Here is a 17,800-nt window from a genome sequence, read left to right as displayed (position 1 = left end):
AACACGTCTGCTACAGGGCATAGCGTCAGGTGTTTACCTAACATGAGGCGATAGTAGTAGTTGAGCCGTAGGATGCCCGAAACAAAAAGTCCGTCAGGCAAGCGATGCGAAGCTCGCTGGCGCCCTAAGAATACTAAATCTATTGTAGGAGTTGTGTAGGAGCCCAGTTTTTATACTCCTTTTATGAGAATTGACGGCAGCCCTCCGAGTGTGAAGTGCTGGTGGCCCACAGGTGGTGTACCAGTCTCACCAAGAATATTTTCTACGCGGCTCCGCGTTCTGCGTTTCGCTTCGAGGCTGACTGGCCAGGGCCAAGGGGAGTAGGCTTAAGATGACTCGACAACAGGCCAGCAAGCAGCGAAAGCTGCTCAATTTAAGGTACAGGCCTATAAGCGTTTCTGGTATGGGCCAATTATTGCTATGGAGTGTTCTGATCTGGCTTTTTGGCCTTCAGGCTCACGTATCTGCAGCAGCAGTGCTGAGCGTTACCCCGATCAGTTGGAACGTGATTGGGCTGGACAGCAACAACGTCAGTGTCGGCCCAAATCGTTATCCGGTGGGCGCTCGCGTCTGTAATACAGGTGACGCAGCAGCAACAAACGTCAAGGCCAGCATCTTCCTGGACGGTGGTGTCACCAACCCCTATATCAGCATCTTTGGACAGACCAGCCTGGGTGTATTTAGCCTGCCCGCCGGTTCCACTCCACTCCCCCCCTATCGGCTGTCGAATAAGCCTGCCAATTGCGCTGACTTTTATTTCCTGGTTGATATTTCCCGAAACAGCGGGGCCTATTCCAGCCGAGTCTCAGACACGGCTACGCCAGCCCAGCGCAATACTCAGCTCTACCATATTGAAGCGACTGCTGACGGCCTAGGTACCGTCTCCACTCCATCAAACCGGGAATTGTACGTTGAGAAGCTGATCTCGCAGGGACGCAACTCGATTACTCAATTTAGTGGTCCAACAAACGTACTGGTTGGCGGTACGTATACATACACTCTTGACGGAACCACAGCCCCGGGTGGGTACGAACAACTCGAAGTGTTTACCAATTTTCCGAACAATATTTTTCAGATCACAAACGTTAGTACGACCTATACTTCACCCTCGGGCAGTGTGAACAGTTCAGTTTACGCAGACGCGTGCGGATGGGAGAACAACCGCAGCAGCACCTCGTACCACAACAACCTGACGTGCATTGGTCCCGCGAACTACACCGGTGCAAAAGCGGGTGACGTCATCCATACCCAGCTGACGGTCAAGATCCTCTCGGCCGGTACCGCGACTGTTCAAAGTACCATCAACGACTTCTCGGGCAGCTCGTACCATTACAACGCCGACTTCGGTGACGCCATCAACTCCGTGACCATCACGGCCAGTGATCCAGTCAGTGGGCCGGACATGTTGATCTCCAAAACCCACACGCCGATGAGCGTGGGGGCAGGCGGGACGTACACGCTGTCGGTCAGCAACGGTGGGGGTACGGCCACCAACGGTTGGGTCACGGTCACGGACACCCTGCCCACCGGCTTGAGCCCGACATCGGCCACCGGAGCAGGTTGGACCTGCACCGTTGTCTCCCAGACGGTGACCTGTAAGCGGAGCGATGCCCTTGCCGCCGGCGCCTCCTATCCAAACATCTCCATCCCCACTTCTGTTTCGGCAAACAAACCTACGCTCGTCACCAATACTGCGACCGTCTATCTGACGAACGACGGAAATCCTGCTTCGACCAGCCTGGACGGCAACAACAGCAACAACTCAGCGTCTGACCCCACCAACATCACGGCGTCCGTTGACGTGAAAGTCACCAAGGTGCAAATGACGCCCACGGGGGGGGGTACGGTTGCCGATGCGGGAAATGTCGTCTACGAGATTCAAGTTATAAACACTGGAACGACCGCCGCAGACGGTGCAGTGGTGGCTGATCCTGCGGTCAGTGGTTTTAATGTAACGTCGGTGACCTGCAGTTCGAGCAGCAACAACACGTCTTGCCCGACCAGTCCAATCAGCGTGGCCCAATTTCAAAGTGGTGTGACAATCGCCTCGTTCGTCAAGAACTCGACGCTCACGTTCACAGTGACCGGGAAAGCGGTCGCAAACGCCGCTTACAAGATTACCAACTCGGCCTATGCGAGCCCGGCAACGGGTTTTGCAGACACCAACCCGGCCGATAACGTTGCTACAGCTACCACGAACATTCAGAACCCAGCGCCTGTCGCCACCAATGACAGCGCCAACGGTTCGCTCAACACGCCGGTCACCCTCAATGTCACCGGCAACGACACGGACACGGCACCCGGAACGGTGGACGTCTCCACAGTTGACCTTGATCCTGCCACCACTGGAACGCAAACGTCGTACACCCTGGCGAGTAAGGGAACCTTTACCGTGGACAGCAGTGGCAACGTGACGTTTACTCCGGTGACTGGGTTTACAGGATCGGCAGTGATCAACTACCTGGTGAAAGACAACGTTGGCGCAGTCAGTAACACCGCGACCATTACCATCACTGTCTCAGGCACTAACTTTGCCTGCACCACCCCCGTCGGCGTCTCTTCCGACAGCCAGTGGGCGGGGAAACTCTACACGCTGACGGGCAACACCCTGACCACCCTGACACCCGTATGGACGTTGGCGCAGGGAGCATTTGCCGTAGGCCGAGCGCCCGATGGCGTTGTGTATTACGTCGGCGCCGTAAACGGGCTTCTGTACTACTACAATCCTTTCACCGGCGTAGGCGGGAACGTCCGCAACACGGGCAATACCGCCAACATTCAGATCGCCCAACCTCAGACGTACCCGGACCTCACCAGCACAGTGACGCGCCTGGCCGTGGCACCGAACGGCACGGCTTATGCGGTCGTGGGGAATGGGACGGTATACAGCTTTCCCACGAGCGGACGGGTAGGGAGTATTCCCACGACCACCGTCAGCACCGTGGGTCAACTTCAGGATCCCAAAGGCGTTGCCGTCAGTGCAACGGACGGTGGTGACATCTTTTTCGACGCGGACGGCATGGGGTGGGCCATCATGACTGACCTGGTCTCGGGCAGCCCAACCAACAATCAGTCGGTGTTGTGGAAACTGGATCTGGTGAGCATGACTTCGGGCAACCTGAAGGTGGCCACGCCCATCGCAGCTGTTACGCTCAGCGGCGCGGTCAGCACCGGCACGCCCCTGAATGGGATTGCCGACACCGGATCAGCCCTCATCGTCACGGACAACAACGGCAAACTGTCGAACTTTGATCTGGGGGTGGGAAACCTCAGTGGGAGCACCACCATTACCCCGACGCTGTACGACCTCGCGACCTGCACCTACCGGCAGTTCCGTCCTGTCCTGACCTTGACCAAGACGTCCTCACCCACCTCCAGCGTGCAGTCGAACGCCACTGTGACCTACACGATCACCGTGAAAAACACGGGTACCGCACCTGCGACGAACGTGAAGCTGAGCGATCCTATTCCCGCCAATACCACGTATGTGACCAATTCCACCACGCTCAACGGCACAGCACAGACAGACGCAGCGGGAGCGATGCCCTTCGTCACTGCTTCGGCCGTCAAGAGTACTGGCAACGCCTACGTCTATCCTGGTGCGACGCTCGCTGCGGGGAATACCGCCACCGTGCAGTTTAAGGTAACTGTGAACTCGTCCTTACCCACAGGATCTTCTGTCATCACCAACACAGCGTCGTTGAGTTTTGACCCCTACGTTGGATCATCATCACCTTTGAATGCGACAGCGATCAATAATGTGACGCCGCTGGTTAACCTCGTCAAAACTGTTCGCAACACAGCTGGTGGAACAGCATCAACGGGCACTATTCAGGCTGGGCCCAAAGATGTGCTGGAGTATTGCCTCACTTACCGCAGCGTAAGGGGACCTGCGCAGAACTATATCCTGACTGACCCTCTGAACTCTATGCTCACCTTTGTGCCGGATGCATATGGCAGTGGTAAGGATATGCAGTGGACGCAATACGCTGCGGACGGTAGCACAATTCAGTCCACGGCTTACCTTACGAGGGGCAGTGGAGACGACCAAGGTACCTTCGGCACTTACACCAAGGGTGGAGTTACCACGCAGAACACGGTGCAGTTTGTTCTCTCTGTGATGTCCGCCGCAGATACCGCGGGGAGCAGTGGGCAGTTGTGCTTCCAGGCCAAGGTGAATTGATAGAGACGTTTGGTCAGTAAGTTCATAACTGGAGTCATGAGATTACTGCTGAAGGACATACTATTACTCTGTGACAATTCAATCAGGTAGCGAGGGGCCCAGCATTTGATGCTGGGCCCTCACTCTGCACCATCTTCTTGTTTGACGGAGCCCATGTTGTAATACCGATTTAGAGTATGGATGACGAAGGCAGCCAAGAATAATCTTGGCAGAGTCGGTTAATCATATCGTGTGCATGGATAAGGTAACGAAAGAGAATTGATTAAAGCAAAGGATTTAATCTAGCTGCTGCGCGACCTCATTGCTTCCTGGTTATCTGTGACTCATTGCAGCTTTGTGCTGCCCTCCTGGAAGGAACTGGGCGATACCGAAATAACGTATGGCCTCGGCTTGCTATGGCTTGTCCACGCCTGGTGTGCTTCTCAGTGAGGGCAACTCACTCGTGGCGTATGAAAACCACACTTTGCTGTTTCGAGCAAGTCAAGTTTTTCCTTTCAGGAAGATGTCCTTATGCGCACGACATTTCCCCGGCCATTCGGGGGTTTTCCAACCGAAGTTACGCGCGTAGCGGCTGTTGCCGTTCTTCCCCGTACTCGCGGGGCCTTCCAGATCTGTCCGCCGTACACACAGTAAAGTTTAAACATCTCCCCGCACTCGCGGGGGCGATCAGCAATACCTGGTGGGTCACTTGCTATACGTGCGCGGTTTCCCGAGCTCGGGTATGTCGAGAGGAATCCCGACCAGAACGGATTTTTGTTCTCTCATTATCTAGGGGTTTGAAAGCCTACGCCCACGGTGAGCGGTCGGCTAAGTGCGTCTAAAAAATGTGCTGGCGCGGATTTTACCTGCTTATGAGAGAGAGGGACGATGGGGCGGAGATCATGCGGGCATGATGCGGGCGTCACCTCCCCAAACGACCTCACCGATGCCGAGAGGAACGTCCTTCAGCCGATGACCCCTCCTGAATCTCTTGCGGTTTCAGCTGGAAATTTAGGCCAGCCTAATTACTCTTCAAAACGCGGGATGAGACCAGCCAAGGTGTGCCATGAGCTCGGGGAGGGATGCAAAAGGAGGTCTTGGAGGGTATCCAGGCCTTGCCGGAACACGGACACCGCACGGTGTCCGTGTGCTTTGCGTTTGATGCCTTGTTGTGCTTCCTGAACGTGCCCGGTGAGGCAACGCCACAGTGACGACGGTCAGCAGCGTCGTGACGCGCTCTGGTCGGCTGAGCCCGGTGTCCTCCAGGTTGAAGCCTCTGGCGTTCAGTGCGGCCTGTAGGTTCTCGGTCTACCAGCGCTGTGCCCAGGTGTCTAAGGTTCGGTCCGGCGTGCCCGCGATACGCCAGGTACAACATCTCACCAGCAGCGTTTTTCGTTGCTGCAACGCGGAGAGAGACGCCATAGACCTTGACCGGACGGTGCCAGACACGGACTTCCCCTGGTTGCACGTTCCTGAATGCGGCGGATACGGGCAAGCCGTACCCACCTCCTGTGGCTCGAGCGGGAAGGCGGATACAGGGGGCAATCCCTCGCTGCTCCAGGAATTTGAAGCCGTGCTCACCGATGAACGCCCGGTCCGCGAGGATGCAGCGTGAAGTGAACCCAATGGAGCGGACCGCAGGGCAAGTCACATCTGGGTAGCAGTGTAGCGGGCAGCGAACTCGGCAGGTGGGACGTATCCCAGGCTGGAGTGCAGTCGGCGGCGATTGTACAGGTCCGCAATAAAGAAATTGATGTGTCGCCGGGCATCGTCCAGATCGACGTACTCTTGCAGATCGACCTCCTCGGTCTTCAGGGTCTTGTAGAAACTCTCCATTTTGGCGTTGTCATAGGGATTGCCTGTCCTGGACATGCTTGGCGTGATTCCTGCGGACCGCAAGCGGTCCACGTACACTCGGCTCGCGTATTGCATGCCCTGGTCCGAGTGGTGCAGCAGACCGGGAGCAGGACAACGCGCCGAAAGCGCGTTGTTGAGCGCTGCCAACGGCAAATCCGCGTCCATGAACTTTGACATGGACCAGCCCACGACCTCACGGGTAAAACCGTCCAGCACGCAGGCCAGGTACACAAAGCCTTGCCGGACTCGCACGTAGGTCAGGTCTGCCTGCCAGACCTGATTGGGCCGTACCGGAACGGCGTCACGCAGCAGGTTGGGAAAGCGCTTCTCGCTGTGGTTGGAATCCGTCGTCGCCCGGTGGCGGCGCTTGGGACGGCACAACAACCGTCGTTCCCGCATGACACGCAACACGCGCTTGTGATTGACCGGGCGGCCCCGTCGGGCCAACTCGCGGGTGACACGCCGATATCCGTACCCGTTGAACTCCATCACCACGGCCTCAATGTCCTGGGACAACGCCTGATCGGTGTCCACCTCCTCCCGGCCCTGCTGTTCGTAGAACCACGAGCGATTGACGCCGTGCAGCTCGCACAGACGACGTACCGACACCTGGGGATACGCGAGTCGCGCATCCTCGATCATTTGATGCCGTTTTTCGAGCGGTACGTCGCCAACGACTTTTTTAGAATCGTGTTCTCCAGCGACAACTGTCCGCAAAATCGTTCCAACTCGGCGATTCGTTGTTCCAACGACTGGTCGGGTTTGGCCTGGTCGGTGAACGCTGCTTCACCTCGCGCCTCGACCTCTTTCCGCCAACGGTGAATCAAGCTGGGCGACAGGGCATGTTCTCGGCAGAGCTGGGCGGTCGTCTTGTGAGCCCCATTGATCTGGTTCACGATGTCAAGCTTGAATTCACGGCTGTGGGTGCGTCCGGGCATCTTGGCTCCTTCGGTGCTGTCAGCCTACGGGCTGACGGGGACGAAGTGCTTGGCCTCTTGGTCCGGTCCTAAGGGGTCAGTCCAGCGTATGTTGCGCTCAGGACAGGTGGTGACGAAGCGCCCGTGAAGCGCTTCTCTCGTTCGTTGGCGACTGGAGCCGCCATGCGCGAGAAGGGTCCACATCAGCGGCAGACTGAACCCATTCCATACGGCGGACAGCAGGAGGACGTTGACGTCACGCTGTCCGAGCTTCCAGTTCGTCCGATCAAGAATCAGATCAAGTTCGCCCTCCGGGAGCAAGGACACAGCAAAGCGGCTAAACAGTTCTTCGGGCAACGAAAGTTGCATGTTCTCGTTGCAGACGCTGGTCCCGCGTTTCTCCACGACCGGGCAGGGGAACGTGATTCTTGAGCGTGTGCAGGACGACCGTTTTCGCTTGGATCATCGCCAGGATCAGTGCAGCAAAGACCGAAAGACGTCGGGCGTCCAGGGGGAACGCAGACCGCATTGCGGTCTAGGGCGCCCTGCTCCTGGGTGCTTTCACCGCAGGTACACCCGACTGGGGCCGGCTTTTTCACTCCTTCCGGACGTTTTGAAGAGTAGTCAGGAGGGCAGCATCTTCTCTGTTCTTCATGGGGCCGTGGCCTGGCAGGTTACGGCCCCATGATCTTTCTCCCTGGCAAACGATCTATCACTCTTATAGGCTTTCGATCGTGCAAGGGGTCTGGGAGACGCTACGCACGACTATGCGTGAAATGGTTCGGCTGCGAGAAGGACGGGAAGTCACACCGAGCGCTGGAATCATAGAGAGCCAATTGGTCAAAATTGCCGAGGCGGGTGGACCACATGACTTCTTCAATGGCCAAAGTCGAGTTAAAACCATGTTCTCGGGTCAATCGCAGCAAAAATTTACCCCTCCCTGCGTAACGGGAGGGGGCATTTACGGATGGGAGAAATTCCCACGCGGGGACACCTGTGAGTGGCTCAGTTGACCTTTACCACGAAATCCAGTTGCAGGGTCTGGTTCGGACCCAGTGCGTCCGGAACGTTGTTGTGATCCGTGTCTACAGCTACCAGGTACGTCGTCCCGGCAGCCGAGGATGGATTGACGCTCGCCCCGTTCAGGACGGATGTCCAAGTTGTCCCATTGTTAACGCTGAAAATAGTGTCAGCTGGAGCGACCAGGACATTATTTTGGGCCAAGGCGTAGGACTGTAGAGTGGTGTCCGCAGGGACGCTGTCTTGGAGAAAGAACTTCGCCACGCTGGTGTTGTAGACATTCTTCGCCACTATCCGGTAGCTGATGTTGCCACCAGGCAGAGCTGTGGTTTGGCTCAAGGTGTAATTCGCTGGGTTGGTGAGTCCCGTATTGGACTCGGTCTCGCTGCCTGCCGACACGCCCGCCTTTGAGGTGAACTTGGCCACCAGCACGCCCTTGTTGCTGGGGGTGGTGGTAAACGTCAGGGTCACGTTGACCGTGTCGTTGGTGTCCAACGCGGTGATGTTGCCGGTGCTGCTCATGGTTTGCGTCAAGGGTGGGGTCTGCCCCTTGAGGGCGTTGGCAGGGACAGTTGCGGTCGCAATCACACAGCCGGTGGCGTTGGAGACAAGCGTCAGGGGCAGCGTTTCACCTACGTCAGTGGTGCCGTTGCAGTTTGTGTCGGCAGCGTACGTGACAGGGACGTTTTGCGTGGTGATGTTGCCGCTGGCGTCCACGACCTGGAAGGCCACCTGCGTACTCGTGAACGAGTACGTATCGCTAGATCCACCGGTGTTCTTGACCTGCATCAACAGGGTGGCGGTTGAACCTGGATTCACGTTGGGGTTGGGGTTTAAGGTGGCGTCGGGGCCGTTGTTCGTCTGATCCCCGAATAGGGTATGCGGCACGAGGATGACGTGGCCCGTGGTGTCTTCGGTGACGCTGTCCGAGTCACTGGTACTCTCGATGGCCACCGTGAAGCTTGTGGTGCTGTACCGAGCATCGTATGTTCCGATGGCCTGGTAGTTGGCGGTGCCGCCCGCAGGAATGTTTTTGACCACAGGGTTGCCGTTGCTGTCCGTGACGTAGGTGATGCCGTTCTCGACCACTGGTGTACTGGTAATGGCAGCACCACTGGGCGTTTTGAAAACGACGCTGGTCATGTTGGTGTAAGCGGACGTAGAGAGGACGAAACTATCGGAGATGGCCCCTGTGTTCTTGATCGTGTCGATGAAAGCGGCCGTCGACGTCCCCGGTTGCACAGTCGCCGTTTGCGTGTCGCCTTGGCGTACGATGTTGGTGCTGGACGTATTGGGATCGGTGTATGTGCCGGTACCGTTTCCATCTGGGTAGCTGTTTGGGCCAACCACCGCAGTTGGAGCGTAGATACTGATGCTCGTGGGCTGCAGGTCGCCGTTTGATGCTGGGGTGCCGGGGGTGTTTTCGTTGGACGACTCGTTGTACGTGTTGTAGCTCACGCCGTTGATCGTCCCGCCGGGCGCGTATCCAAGGGGACCTTCGTAGACCACGGTCCCGCGGCCAAGTGTTGTTGGGACGTTGACGACTTGAACGATGTCTACGTAGCCACCGTTGGGGAGGGTCACAGAAGTGATGGGGCTATTGATGTCGTCTGGCGTACCGTTTCGGTCCGCGTCGAGGTAGTACTTCACCTGTGTGGTGGGTAAGCTCCCGGTTACAGTGAGGTTGACAACGTAATTTTCTATGTTGCCGTTATTGACGACGCGGTAGGTGGAGTAGACCGTGTCGTCGGGGACGACGTTGGTTTTGTTGTAGTTCGTGGGCGCATTGCTGGAGGCGACATCGTCGGTGCTGCCGTCTCCGTAGAGGATGTCGAAGCCAGCGATAGCAGTGACTTTGCTGACGACTGTGTTCGACGTAACTGTTGATGGGGTAGCGCCGCCAGAGGGGTCGTCGAACCCGGCAGCGGCGGTGTTGGTAATGGTCGTGCCAGCACTCGTTCCCGCGCTGCTTCCTGTAGCGAGAGGGACGGCGGCGGCACTGCCCATCGTGAGGGCGGTCATCAGGGCAAGGGTACGAGAGTGAAACATGGAGGAACTCCTACGGCGGGAAAGAGGGAAACGCACGGAAGCATCGAGGAAAGGCGCCCGGTGCCTTTCTCCAGATTAGTGAGGAGAAGATTACCGCTTAATAACAATGGGGTAAATTTCGGAGGCTTTCTTAAGGTTGAGACAGCGAAAATACTCCCCCTAATACGAGGAAACACCGAATTTTTAGTTTTAGACTCTCTTTATTTTCTTAAGCTTTGAAAGGATATGTGACAGCTTGCCTGGGGTAGGGTTCTTTCCCCTTTCAGGAATGACAACTTCACTTTTTACTCGGTCAGGTGAGGGAAAAGGCTCGCCGAGGATTTGATGAGTCTCTATCAGTTGGTGAGGGGCCGAGCGCAGCACGTTGCGCGAGATCTTGGATCCAAACTGAACCAAGCTCCTGACCCGCCAGTCATAGGATGGGACTTAGATGGATTGGGTCTCACGGCGCTGGCTCCCCAACCGTAGGAGCTCAACCTGAGTCCAGGGAAGCGCTCCAAGCGCCCCTTGTTGGTCGCTCCGGTCTGCTCCAGATCGAATCCCCGCATCTTTTGCAGCTGAACGTCCATTGACGGGAAGCTTTCAGATCTGCTGCACACCAAGCATGTAGGGATTGCGGCGATCATTGAACTCCGCCTGTTATGTTAACCGAGCGTATCTGAATCACTTGCGGTAGTGCCGCCGCGTTCGCCCCGGCCGTGCAGGAAGGCCGTGCGCTATGACCGTGCCCCTCTTGCCCTTACCGGAGGGGGTCCCCGGTGGGCTTAATGTGCTGCTCCTGACTTCCCTTCTCCCTGCAGAAAAGCGAAACCCGCCCGAGGCTGAGTCCTGGGCAGGATGGGTGAGGGCGCCAGGAGTTAGCGCGTGATCAAGAGCGTGGTCAGCACTACCCCCATCACCAAAAGCGGCATCCACAAGGCGTCACTGCGCCTCAGCCGCCGACGGCATTTCCGGAAGGAACGCTTCATACAAAAGACCTCTTGCGAAAGTCACGATCGGCAGGCTTGGGTGAGGTTGCACAGCGCTGCGATGAGCTGAACCCGGAGTGCAAACCGACGCCGCCGATGTCGGTACACGCCCTTCAGCACACGGAAGATCTTCATGCGACGGATCATATGCTCGATTGCCTGCCTGGTATGCGCGAGGACACGGTTGTCCTGGCGCTGCTCCGCGGACAGAGGCGACGCCTGCGTCGCCTTATGGGGGGTAAGGGCGTGCCTGTGGCTTCTCCACAGGCCCTGATACCCTGCATCTCCAATAAGCGCCGTTTGGTGAGGAAAACGAACGCCTGACTGACGAAACAGCTTTAGGTCATGAACCGCCCCAGCGCTCGTGGCGGTGCCCAGGATGCGCTGCGTCACTGTGCACATCAGCACCTGAAATTTCAGGGTGTGCCGCTTTTTCTTGCCGCTGTACCACGCGCGCTGCTTTTTTTGGGCCGTTCACAGGGCACTTCGGAAGCATCGACCGCGACGATGCTGTACACGAGTTGTGCTTCCTGAAACACGCGTTTCTTGGGCAGCTGGAACCGTGCACTGGCAATCAGAGCCGCTTCCACGCGTTCCACCGTGCGATGCACGGTGGCTTCGTGCACACCCCAGTCGTCACCCAGGTGGGCGAAGGTCCGGTACTCGCGCCAGAATTCCAGGGTCATCAGCAGTTGTTCCGCCACGCTGAGCGCGGCGGGGCGGCCTGATTTCTTTTTCTGTCCTTCGCGTAGGGTCAGCACCTCTTCCATCTCAGCAAACGTTTCCGGGTAGACCCCGGTGCGTCGACGGAACTGCTTGCGATTCATCTTCAGCGTGCGTGTCAGACGGTCTCGCTCCACCCTCCCAGCTTAGCCTACGACTTTCGCAAGAGGTCTAAAGATTGGAGTCGCCGTTCTTGGAGATGAACGACGCTGCTGCACACCATCTGGCCGACCTTTAGGGCCACGCTCCTGCAGAGTACCCATGAAGTTGAGGGGCGCGGCTGTCCATGATCTTTACGTCGCGTGAGCGGTAGCGTACCCGTTCTGCTGTAGAGGCGGCCACGCTAAACACAAACGATCTGGACCAAATGACCTTCAGCGCAGTACTTCCGCACGCAAGGCTTGCCTACGCCGTTTGACCTCATACATCCGCTGATCTGCCAGGGCGACCAGAGTTGCCCCAGACGCTTCATCACTCCGCGCCAGACCGAGGCTCGCTCCCTTCAGGTGGGCTACCTGCTTGCCTGCGAGCACCGCCACGTCCACCGCCTCTTGGAGCCCTTCCTCTTCCAAGTCCAGAAGCAGCACCATGAACTCGTCTCCGCCTAGACGGTAGGCGCGTGCCTGCTCCCCAAGCTCGACCGACAGGGTCGTTGCAAAGACGCGCAGCAGCTTGTCTCCTTGCTCATGACCCTCCAAGTCATTCACGCCCTTGAGTCCGTCCAGGTCCATCAACGCCACGGAAAAAGGGACGTGCAGGCGCTCTTGTGCAGCCAGGTCCTCGTCAAAAGCACGCCGGTTGAGCAGTCCCGTCAGGGCGTCCCGCCGGGCTTGCTGCTGGGCCAAGTCCACGGCGGTATAGCGGTCGAGGGCGTTTTGAACACTGCGCCCGACCGCCGTAATCAAGGCCTGGTCACTGGTCCGCCAGTTGGGTACAGGATGATCCTTGAGCCGGACAGCCATGAGGAGCGACGTGATGTTACCGTGGGTTCCCAGAGGAAACCACGCCATCTACTGGATGCCGGCGTCTACCACCTGTTTGATGGCTCTGGGATGTGCCGGGTAGTCGTCCAGGTAGAGCGGTGCAGTGGCGTCTCGGAGCGTTCGCGTCACACTCTGAGGCCAGGAGGGCAACTGGTTGGGAACATCGAGGACAACAGCGGGAACCCGGGGATGCTGATATCCCGCCTCTATCCTCAAGGACTTCCCCTCAAAGCGGAGCAGTCCCGTGTAGTCCGCTTGCAACGCTTCACCAATCAGGGCAGAAGCGGACAACGTCATGTCTTCTGGGGAGAGCGCGAAGTCCATCAGCTCATTCACACTCTCCAGAACCTGCGCGTGCTTCAGACTCCGCTGCATGTCCTGCAGGAATTGATCCTTCGCGCCCAGCGTACGGCTCAGGTACTCGTTCCGGACACGTAGTTCCAGCTCGCTGACCACGAGATCCGCCAGGTCCTGAAGCGCTTGGAGGTCTGTTGACGTGAGCGGATGTGGGCGGTCATCAATAACGCAGAGGCTGCCCACCCGGTGACCAGCAGGGGTGACCAGTGGGGCACCAGCGTACATGTGAATGTGCGGTCCGCCCGTAACCATGGGGTTCTCGGCGAAACGGGGGTCAACAGAGGCGTTTTCCACCACCATGGGGGTGTCCTGCAGGATGGTCCAGGCGCAGAAAGAGTCGTCGCGAGAGGAGTTGGTGTCAGGCACGCCGACGGCAGATTTACTCCACTGTCGGAATTGATCAACGAAGTTGATGGCCGCGATGGGCGTGTGGAGAAGGAGCGCCGCCAGACGGGTGATGCGGTCAAAGGACGCTTCTGGAAGGGTGTCCAGAATGCCATATTGAGCGAGGTTCATCAGACGGACATACTCATCTGGCGGCTGGGGTACGCGGGGCATTGTTCAGCATCTTAATATTTTGGCCATTGTTGGGTATGAAAGGGGTCTGTGAAACTGTGCGTGGGGCCCGTGTTTAGGTAGAAGCTCAGGACCGCTCTCCTGGAGAAGTCGCCGAGCAGGTGCGCGAGCGCGTCCAGGGGGACTGAAGTACGCTGGAACAGGATCAGCAATCAGAGTGATCTCAGGATGCTGGAGCGCGTGCTGGACACCTATCGGGTGACCTCTCCGCAGGTCCTGCAACTGCGGCGGGCTTGGCAGCCACCCACCGCGAGCACTTCGCTCAGGCGGAACTGGTGACAATGCGACTGGAATTGGATGGCCCGGAAGCAGGGGAACATGGCGGTACGCGGTCTCCCTGAGGCTGGGCTGGACGGAACATCGGCGTCTCTCGCTCTCACCTCATGGCACTGACATTGGGCTCTGCTGGGCTGGACGAGCACGAGCGCTTGGCCCTCGCGGACGACCTGGGCTGCCACGAGGAGGCCAGGGCTGGGGCGTGGGAAGCCTGGCAGACCGTGTTGGAGCTGGAGGAACATGACGTCCGGGTTACACTTTTCGCTCGGTGCGGAGTGCCTTGCGGCGGCGCTTGACCTCGTACATCCGCGCATCTGCCAACTTGATCAGCTCCATGCATGTTCCTGCTTCTCCCGCCTTCGCTACCCCAACGCTGGCCCCAATCCGGCTCACACACGCCTGCTGAGCCGCAGGGACCGCCACATCCACCATCTCATCCACGTCCTCAGCCGCCCACGCTCCCGGCAGCAGCAGCACGAACTCATCGCCTCCCAACCGGTACACCTTGCCCTGGCCCTGGAGCTCTGCTTTCAGCGCACCCGCGAAGAGTTGCAGCACCTTGTCGCCCTGCGCATGCCCCTCAGTGTCGTTGAGTCCCTTGAATCCGTCCAAATCCATTAGGGCGAGCGTGAAGGCTTCGCCCAGGCTCTGACACTGTTCCAGGTCTTCATCGAAGGCGCGGCGGTTCAGCACGCTCGTCAAGGCGTCCTCCCTGGCTGACTCAAGAGAAGCCTCCATCCTCGCCCGTTCGTACAGTGCGGCCCGCACGCTCCGCCCCGCTGCTTCCAGCAGGGTCCGGTCACTTCCCCTCCAGGGCAATTCCCGCTCCTGATCTGCCCGCAAGGTCAGCATCAGGAACGTCTTGCCCTGCCACGTACCCAGCGGAATCCATGCCGCGGCCTGGAGGCCTGCCTCAATAAACGCAGGTCGGGCCTCGGGATGTTCCCGGTACACATCCAGATAGAACGGCGCTTTCAGGTCTTTCAGGGTATGCGTGACGCTCCGGTCACTGAGGTTGAGGTGGTTTGCCAGTTCGAACAACAGAGGGTGCAGGTCCGCCTCTCCGTACACCCGCTGGATGTGAGGCTTGCCGTTCTCGAAGATGACCAGCCCCGTCCAGTCCGCGTGAATGGCCTGCCCGATCAGGCCCGCCGCTTGGTGGGCCGAGTCTTCCGGCGAGAGGGGCAGGTCCATGAGTTCATGGACGGCTTCGAGCGTTTGCGCGTGGGCGAGGTTGCGCTGCAGGTCCGCCTCGCGCTCGGCCTGTGCCCCCACCTGCTGTTGGAGCCGTTGGACATGACTACGGAGTTCCAGCTCGCTTATAGCGGTGGCAGCAAGGTCTTGCAGGGCACGGAGGTCCTCCTCATCCAGAGGATGAGGTTGATCGTCGGTGATGCACAGCGTCCCGATACGGTGCCCGCGCGGCGTGACGAGCGGAGCAGCCGCATACATGTGGATGTGCGGTTCGCCCGTGACCATCGGATTGTCTGTAAACCGGGGATCGGCGGTAGCGTCGGGAACGACGAAGGGGGTGTCCTGCAAGATGGCCCAGGCGCAGAAGGAGTACTCACGGGGCGCTTCAGTGTCGTCAAGGCCGACCATGGCCTTGCCCCATTGTCGGTCCACGTCCACGAAGTTGACGACGGCGACGGGCACGCGGAGGAGCCGGGCAGCGAGGCGGGTGATACGGTCAAAGACTTCTTCGCGGGCAGTATCGAGGATGTGGTACTGCGCGAGGTCTAACAAGCGGGCAGCTTCATCTGGGGGGACCGGCGCTCCTGACATTCCTAGAGTGTAAGTAAATGAACTGACATTTTTCAGTTTGGGAAAAGGCCGTCCTGGACGGCTTCCCAGCTCATATTGAGGGTGTGATTCAACGAAATGACCGTGCTGGACGGCTCCCATTCTGCCATGCTCACCTCCTGTTGCCGCAAGCAATATCGGGACAACCTGCAGGTTGTCCTGAGCTACTTCCTGGAAGCGCTGGGGATCTCCCGTTTCCTCAACCACCAACGCTAGAGTGCACGCACCCTTCTGCGGGTGATGCGCCAGCATGCCTTGGACACGTTCCGGACGTACCTCCGTGGACGCCGGGGCGTCCACCGCTCATCGAGATCATCATGGACACCACTTCCACCGCCAAAGAAGGCGTGTTCGCTGAGCTGGATGGCTGCACACCCTGAACGGGGTGCGTGGCCTGCATGTCGTCATGCTCTACATCTGTTGTGGTGATCTCCGCTCGCCCTGGGGGATCAAGATCTGGCGTGGGAAAGGAACACCCTCTCCGGCAGACCTGGCATTGCGGCTGGTCCGGCAGCTTCCCCTGGAAGTGCGCTCCAGAGCCAAACGGGTTCATCTTCTCGCCGATGCCGGGTTTGGCAGTGCCGCCTTCATGTCTGACCTCCAGGCATTGGGGCTGGAATTTACCGTGGGAATGCGGGCAGACCGGCTGACCGTGGACGGTCAGCGTCTGAAAGACATCACAGCGCAACAGCGTCGCGTCTTTTTCCAGGGTCTGTCAGACCTGCCGCTGTGGCTGTACTGGATCTGGCTTCACGCCAAACAGGAGGAACGACAGGAACAACGTTTTCTCGTGTTCTCCCAGCGTAGGACCCCCAGAACCGCGAAGCAAACAGGTCGGCGCAGGTGGAAAATCGGGGCACTCTTCAAAACCTTGAAGAGCCGCTTTACTTTCAGCAAATTCGGCCAGAAGCTCAGTAGTCGACAACTCCACTTTTTTGTCGTTTCAGTGGAGGAAAAGGACTTGCCAAGACTTCAAGGATTTCGTTGAGTTGGTGCGGGACCCAGCGCAACACGTTGCGCAGGAGTTCTGATCCGTAACGCACCTGGCTCATGGCCGCCGGGCCATGAGCCAAAACGGGGATGGGTTTGATCTCATGGCGCCAGATCCCCACTCGCAAGCAGGTTAACTTCGCCAAAGTGACGAGCCCGAACAAGCGCTTCAGGCGCTTCTTGTCCGTGACTCCAGTGCGCTCCAGATCGAATCCCCGCATCTTTTGCGAACTTGAAGGTGCATTCGATGGTCCAGCGGAGCCCATGGAGCTTCCATGTCTCCCATACGGCGAAATCTGTTGCGATGATGACCAGGTCACCCGCGGGTGACCTGGTGGCCACGACCCACATCCGTTCCCCAAAAACCTGCGTTTTCTCGGCGATGATCCGGAATTGACCCGGTTGCAGATCCTGGAACCGTTCGTCTGCGAAGAGCTCGTCCAGCACGGTGTCCTTGCGAATCCGAACGGCTTGAAGAATGCCTTTGCGACGCAGAAAGCGGAACCACTCGGCACCGATGAACTCCCGGTCCGTCACCAGGCCGCCCTTCCAGCGTCGCGCTGCAAGGGCTTCCAGCAGCTTGGAGACGACCCACATTCTCGCCCGGGTATCACTGTTGCCAGTGTGATCCAAGGCCACCCAGTACAGAGGGATCGTGAATCCGTGGATGAAAGCACCGAGCACCAGGAGGTTGAGGGGGGACTCCCCATGTTCCCAGGTGGTGCGGTCCAGGCCCATGAGGATTTTTCCTGGGGGAAGGTGTGCCAACAGCAGCGCCAGGTAGACCTGAGCCGTGAGCTGCTCGTCGTGGACGGCGCGTTGAACGCGCCGTTTCTTAGCTTCGGTGGAGCTGGTTCCCGGAAGATGAGGACCAAGGTCGCGGTGGTTGACACGCTGGGCGGTGATCATGGCCTTCATGCACATCCCTGGCGCGCTGGAGGGTGTCGGTGCGTAGAAAGGGCACACAGGTTTTGAAGTGGGCCGTCAATTCAGTAGTGCAGCAGGGAGGGCATGTAGGTCGCATACCTCAACACACTGCCTGTCGTCGTCCCTGTCCAGGGACACACGGGAAAACGGCTTTTCATCGTTCTGAACGATGAAAAGAGAAGTTGTCATCTC

The 17,800-nt window shown here is 58.4% G+C and carries 10 protein-coding genes and 3 pseudogenes; 2 read left to right on the top strand and 11 right to left on the bottom strand.

Annotated elements, in window-relative coordinates; all coding sequences use genetic code 11:
* The first annotated feature begins 331 nt into the window (after positions 1-331).
* Complete coding sequence (locus B9A95_RS11385) at positions 332-4,183, top strand: beta strand repeat-containing protein (RefSeq protein ID WP_084047396.1); 3,852 nt, start codon at positions 332-334, stop codon at positions 4,181-4,183.
* Positions 4,184-5,187: 1,004 nt separating this feature from the next.
* Here the strand turns inward: B9A95_RS11385 and B9A95_RS11380 are convergent.
* The 10 genes and pseudogenes from B9A95_RS11380 to B9A95_RS11340 all read right to left on the bottom strand — a co-directional run.
* Positions 5,188-5,828 (bottom strand): annotated as a pseudogene (locus tag B9A95_RS11380) (transposase family protein); the annotation flags it as partial.
* Complete coding sequence (locus tag B9A95_RS11375) at positions 5,810-6,661, bottom strand: IS3 family transposase (protein ID WP_084047242.1); 852 nt, start codon at positions 6,659-6,661, stop codon at positions 5,810-5,812. The pseudogene B9A95_RS11380 and the gene B9A95_RS11375, both read right to left, overlap by 19 nt.
* Positions 6,658-6,957: a transposase gene (locus tag B9A95_RS11370; RefSeq protein ID WP_084045091.1), complete on the bottom strand. Its 300-nt coding sequence runs from the start codon at positions 6,955-6,957 to the stop codon at positions 6,658-6,660. The genes B9A95_RS11375 and B9A95_RS11370 overlap by 4 nt, the downstream gene beginning before the upstream one ends.
* 87 nt (positions 6,958-7,044) lie before the next feature.
* Positions 7,045-7,465, bottom strand: a pseudogene (locus B9A95_RS32110) (IS4 family transposase); the annotation flags it as partial.
* 476 nt (positions 7,466-7,941) lie between these two features.
* Positions 7,942-9,978: a beta strand repeat-containing protein gene (locus B9A95_RS11360; RefSeq protein ID WP_139806699.1), complete on the bottom strand. Its 2,037-nt coding sequence runs from the start codon at positions 9,976-9,978 to the stop codon at positions 7,942-7,944.
* A gap of 1,016 nt (positions 9,979-10,994) precedes the next feature.
* The gene (locus tag B9A95_RS11355; protein ID WP_245808063.1) at positions 10,995-11,381 is read right to left on the bottom strand and encodes a transposase family protein; all 387 of its coding nucleotides are present in this window, start codon (positions 11,379-11,381) and stop codon (positions 10,995-10,997) included.
* An 8-nt stretch (positions 11,382-11,389) separates the two neighbouring features.
* On the bottom strand, positions 11,390-11,800 hold the full coding sequence (locus B9A95_RS11350; protein WP_084045069.1) for a transposase family protein: 411 nt from the start codon (positions 11,798-11,800) through the stop codon (positions 11,390-11,392).
* A 270-nt stretch (positions 11,801-12,070) separates the two neighbouring features.
* On the bottom strand, positions 12,071-12,706 hold the full coding sequence (locus tag B9A95_RS35390; RefSeq protein WP_245808259.1) for a GGDEF domain-containing protein: 636 nt from the start codon (positions 12,704-12,706) through the stop codon (positions 12,071-12,073).
* Positions 12,707-13,594, bottom strand: coding sequence for a GAF domain-containing protein (locus tag B9A95_RS35385; RefSeq protein WP_245808258.1), 888 nt, complete (start codon positions 13,592-13,594; stop codon positions 12,707-12,709). It abuts the gene before it with no gap.
* A 546-nt stretch (positions 13,595-14,140) separates the two neighbouring features.
* A complete protein-coding gene (locus tag B9A95_RS11340) occupies positions 14,141-15,673 on the bottom strand; it encodes a sensor domain-containing diguanylate cyclase (RefSeq protein WP_084047393.1) in 1,533 nt (510 codons plus the stop codon).
* Positions 15,674-16,076: 403 nt separating this feature from the next.
* On the opposite strand from B9A95_RS11340, the gene B9A95_RS11335 reads away from it, so the two are divergent.
* Positions 16,077-16,679, top strand: coding sequence for a transposase (locus B9A95_RS11335; protein ID WP_084047392.1), 603 nt, complete (start codon positions 16,077-16,079; stop codon positions 16,677-16,679).
* Here the strand turns inward: B9A95_RS11335 and B9A95_RS11330 are convergent.
* A pseudogene (locus tag B9A95_RS11330) lies at positions 16,603-17,590 on the bottom strand (transposase). The gene B9A95_RS11335 and the pseudogene B9A95_RS11330 overlap by 77 nt on opposite strands.
* Positions 17,591-17,800: the final 210 nt, after the last annotated feature.

It is taken from the genome of Deinococcus hopiensis KR-140, assembly GCF_900176165.1.
GTDB classification, from domain to species: domain Bacteria; phylum Deinococcota; class Deinococci; order Deinococcales; family Deinococcaceae; genus Deinococcus; species Deinococcus hopiensis.
Note: the sequence above shows the minus strand (reverse complement) of the source record. Positions and strands in the feature narration are given on the sequence as shown.

Coding starts and splice junctions, on each gene's coding strand:
- B9A95_RS35385 (WP_245808258.1), bottom strand. CDS start 13,594: ATGCCCCGCGTACCCCAGCCGCCAGATGAGTATGTCCGTCTGATGAAC.
- B9A95_RS35390 (WP_245808259.1), bottom strand. CDS start 12,706: ATGGCGTGGTTTCCTCTGGGAACCCACGGTAACATCACGTCGCTCCTC.
- B9A95_RS11360 (WP_139806699.1), bottom strand. CDS start 9,978: ATGACCGCCCTCACGATGGGCAGTGCCGCCGCCGTCCCTCTCGCTACA.
- B9A95_RS11350 (WP_084045069.1), bottom strand. CDS start 11,800: ATGAATCGCAAGCAGTTCCGTCGACGCACCGGGGTCTACCCGGAAACG.
- B9A95_RS11385 (WP_084047396.1), top strand. CDS start 332: ATGACTCGACAACAGGCCAGCAAGCAGCGAAAGCTGCTCAATTTAAGG.
- B9A95_RS11370 (WP_084045091.1), bottom strand. CDS start 6,957: ATGCCCGGACGCACCCACAGCCGTGAATTCAAGCTTGACATCGTGAAC.
- B9A95_RS11340 (WP_084047393.1), bottom strand. CDS start 15,673: ATGTCAGGAGCGCCGGTCCCCCCAGATGAAGCTGCCCGCTTGTTAGAC.
- B9A95_RS11375 (WP_084047242.1), bottom strand. CDS start 6,661: ATGATCGAGGATGCGCGACTCGCGTATCCCCAGGTGTCGGTACGTCGT.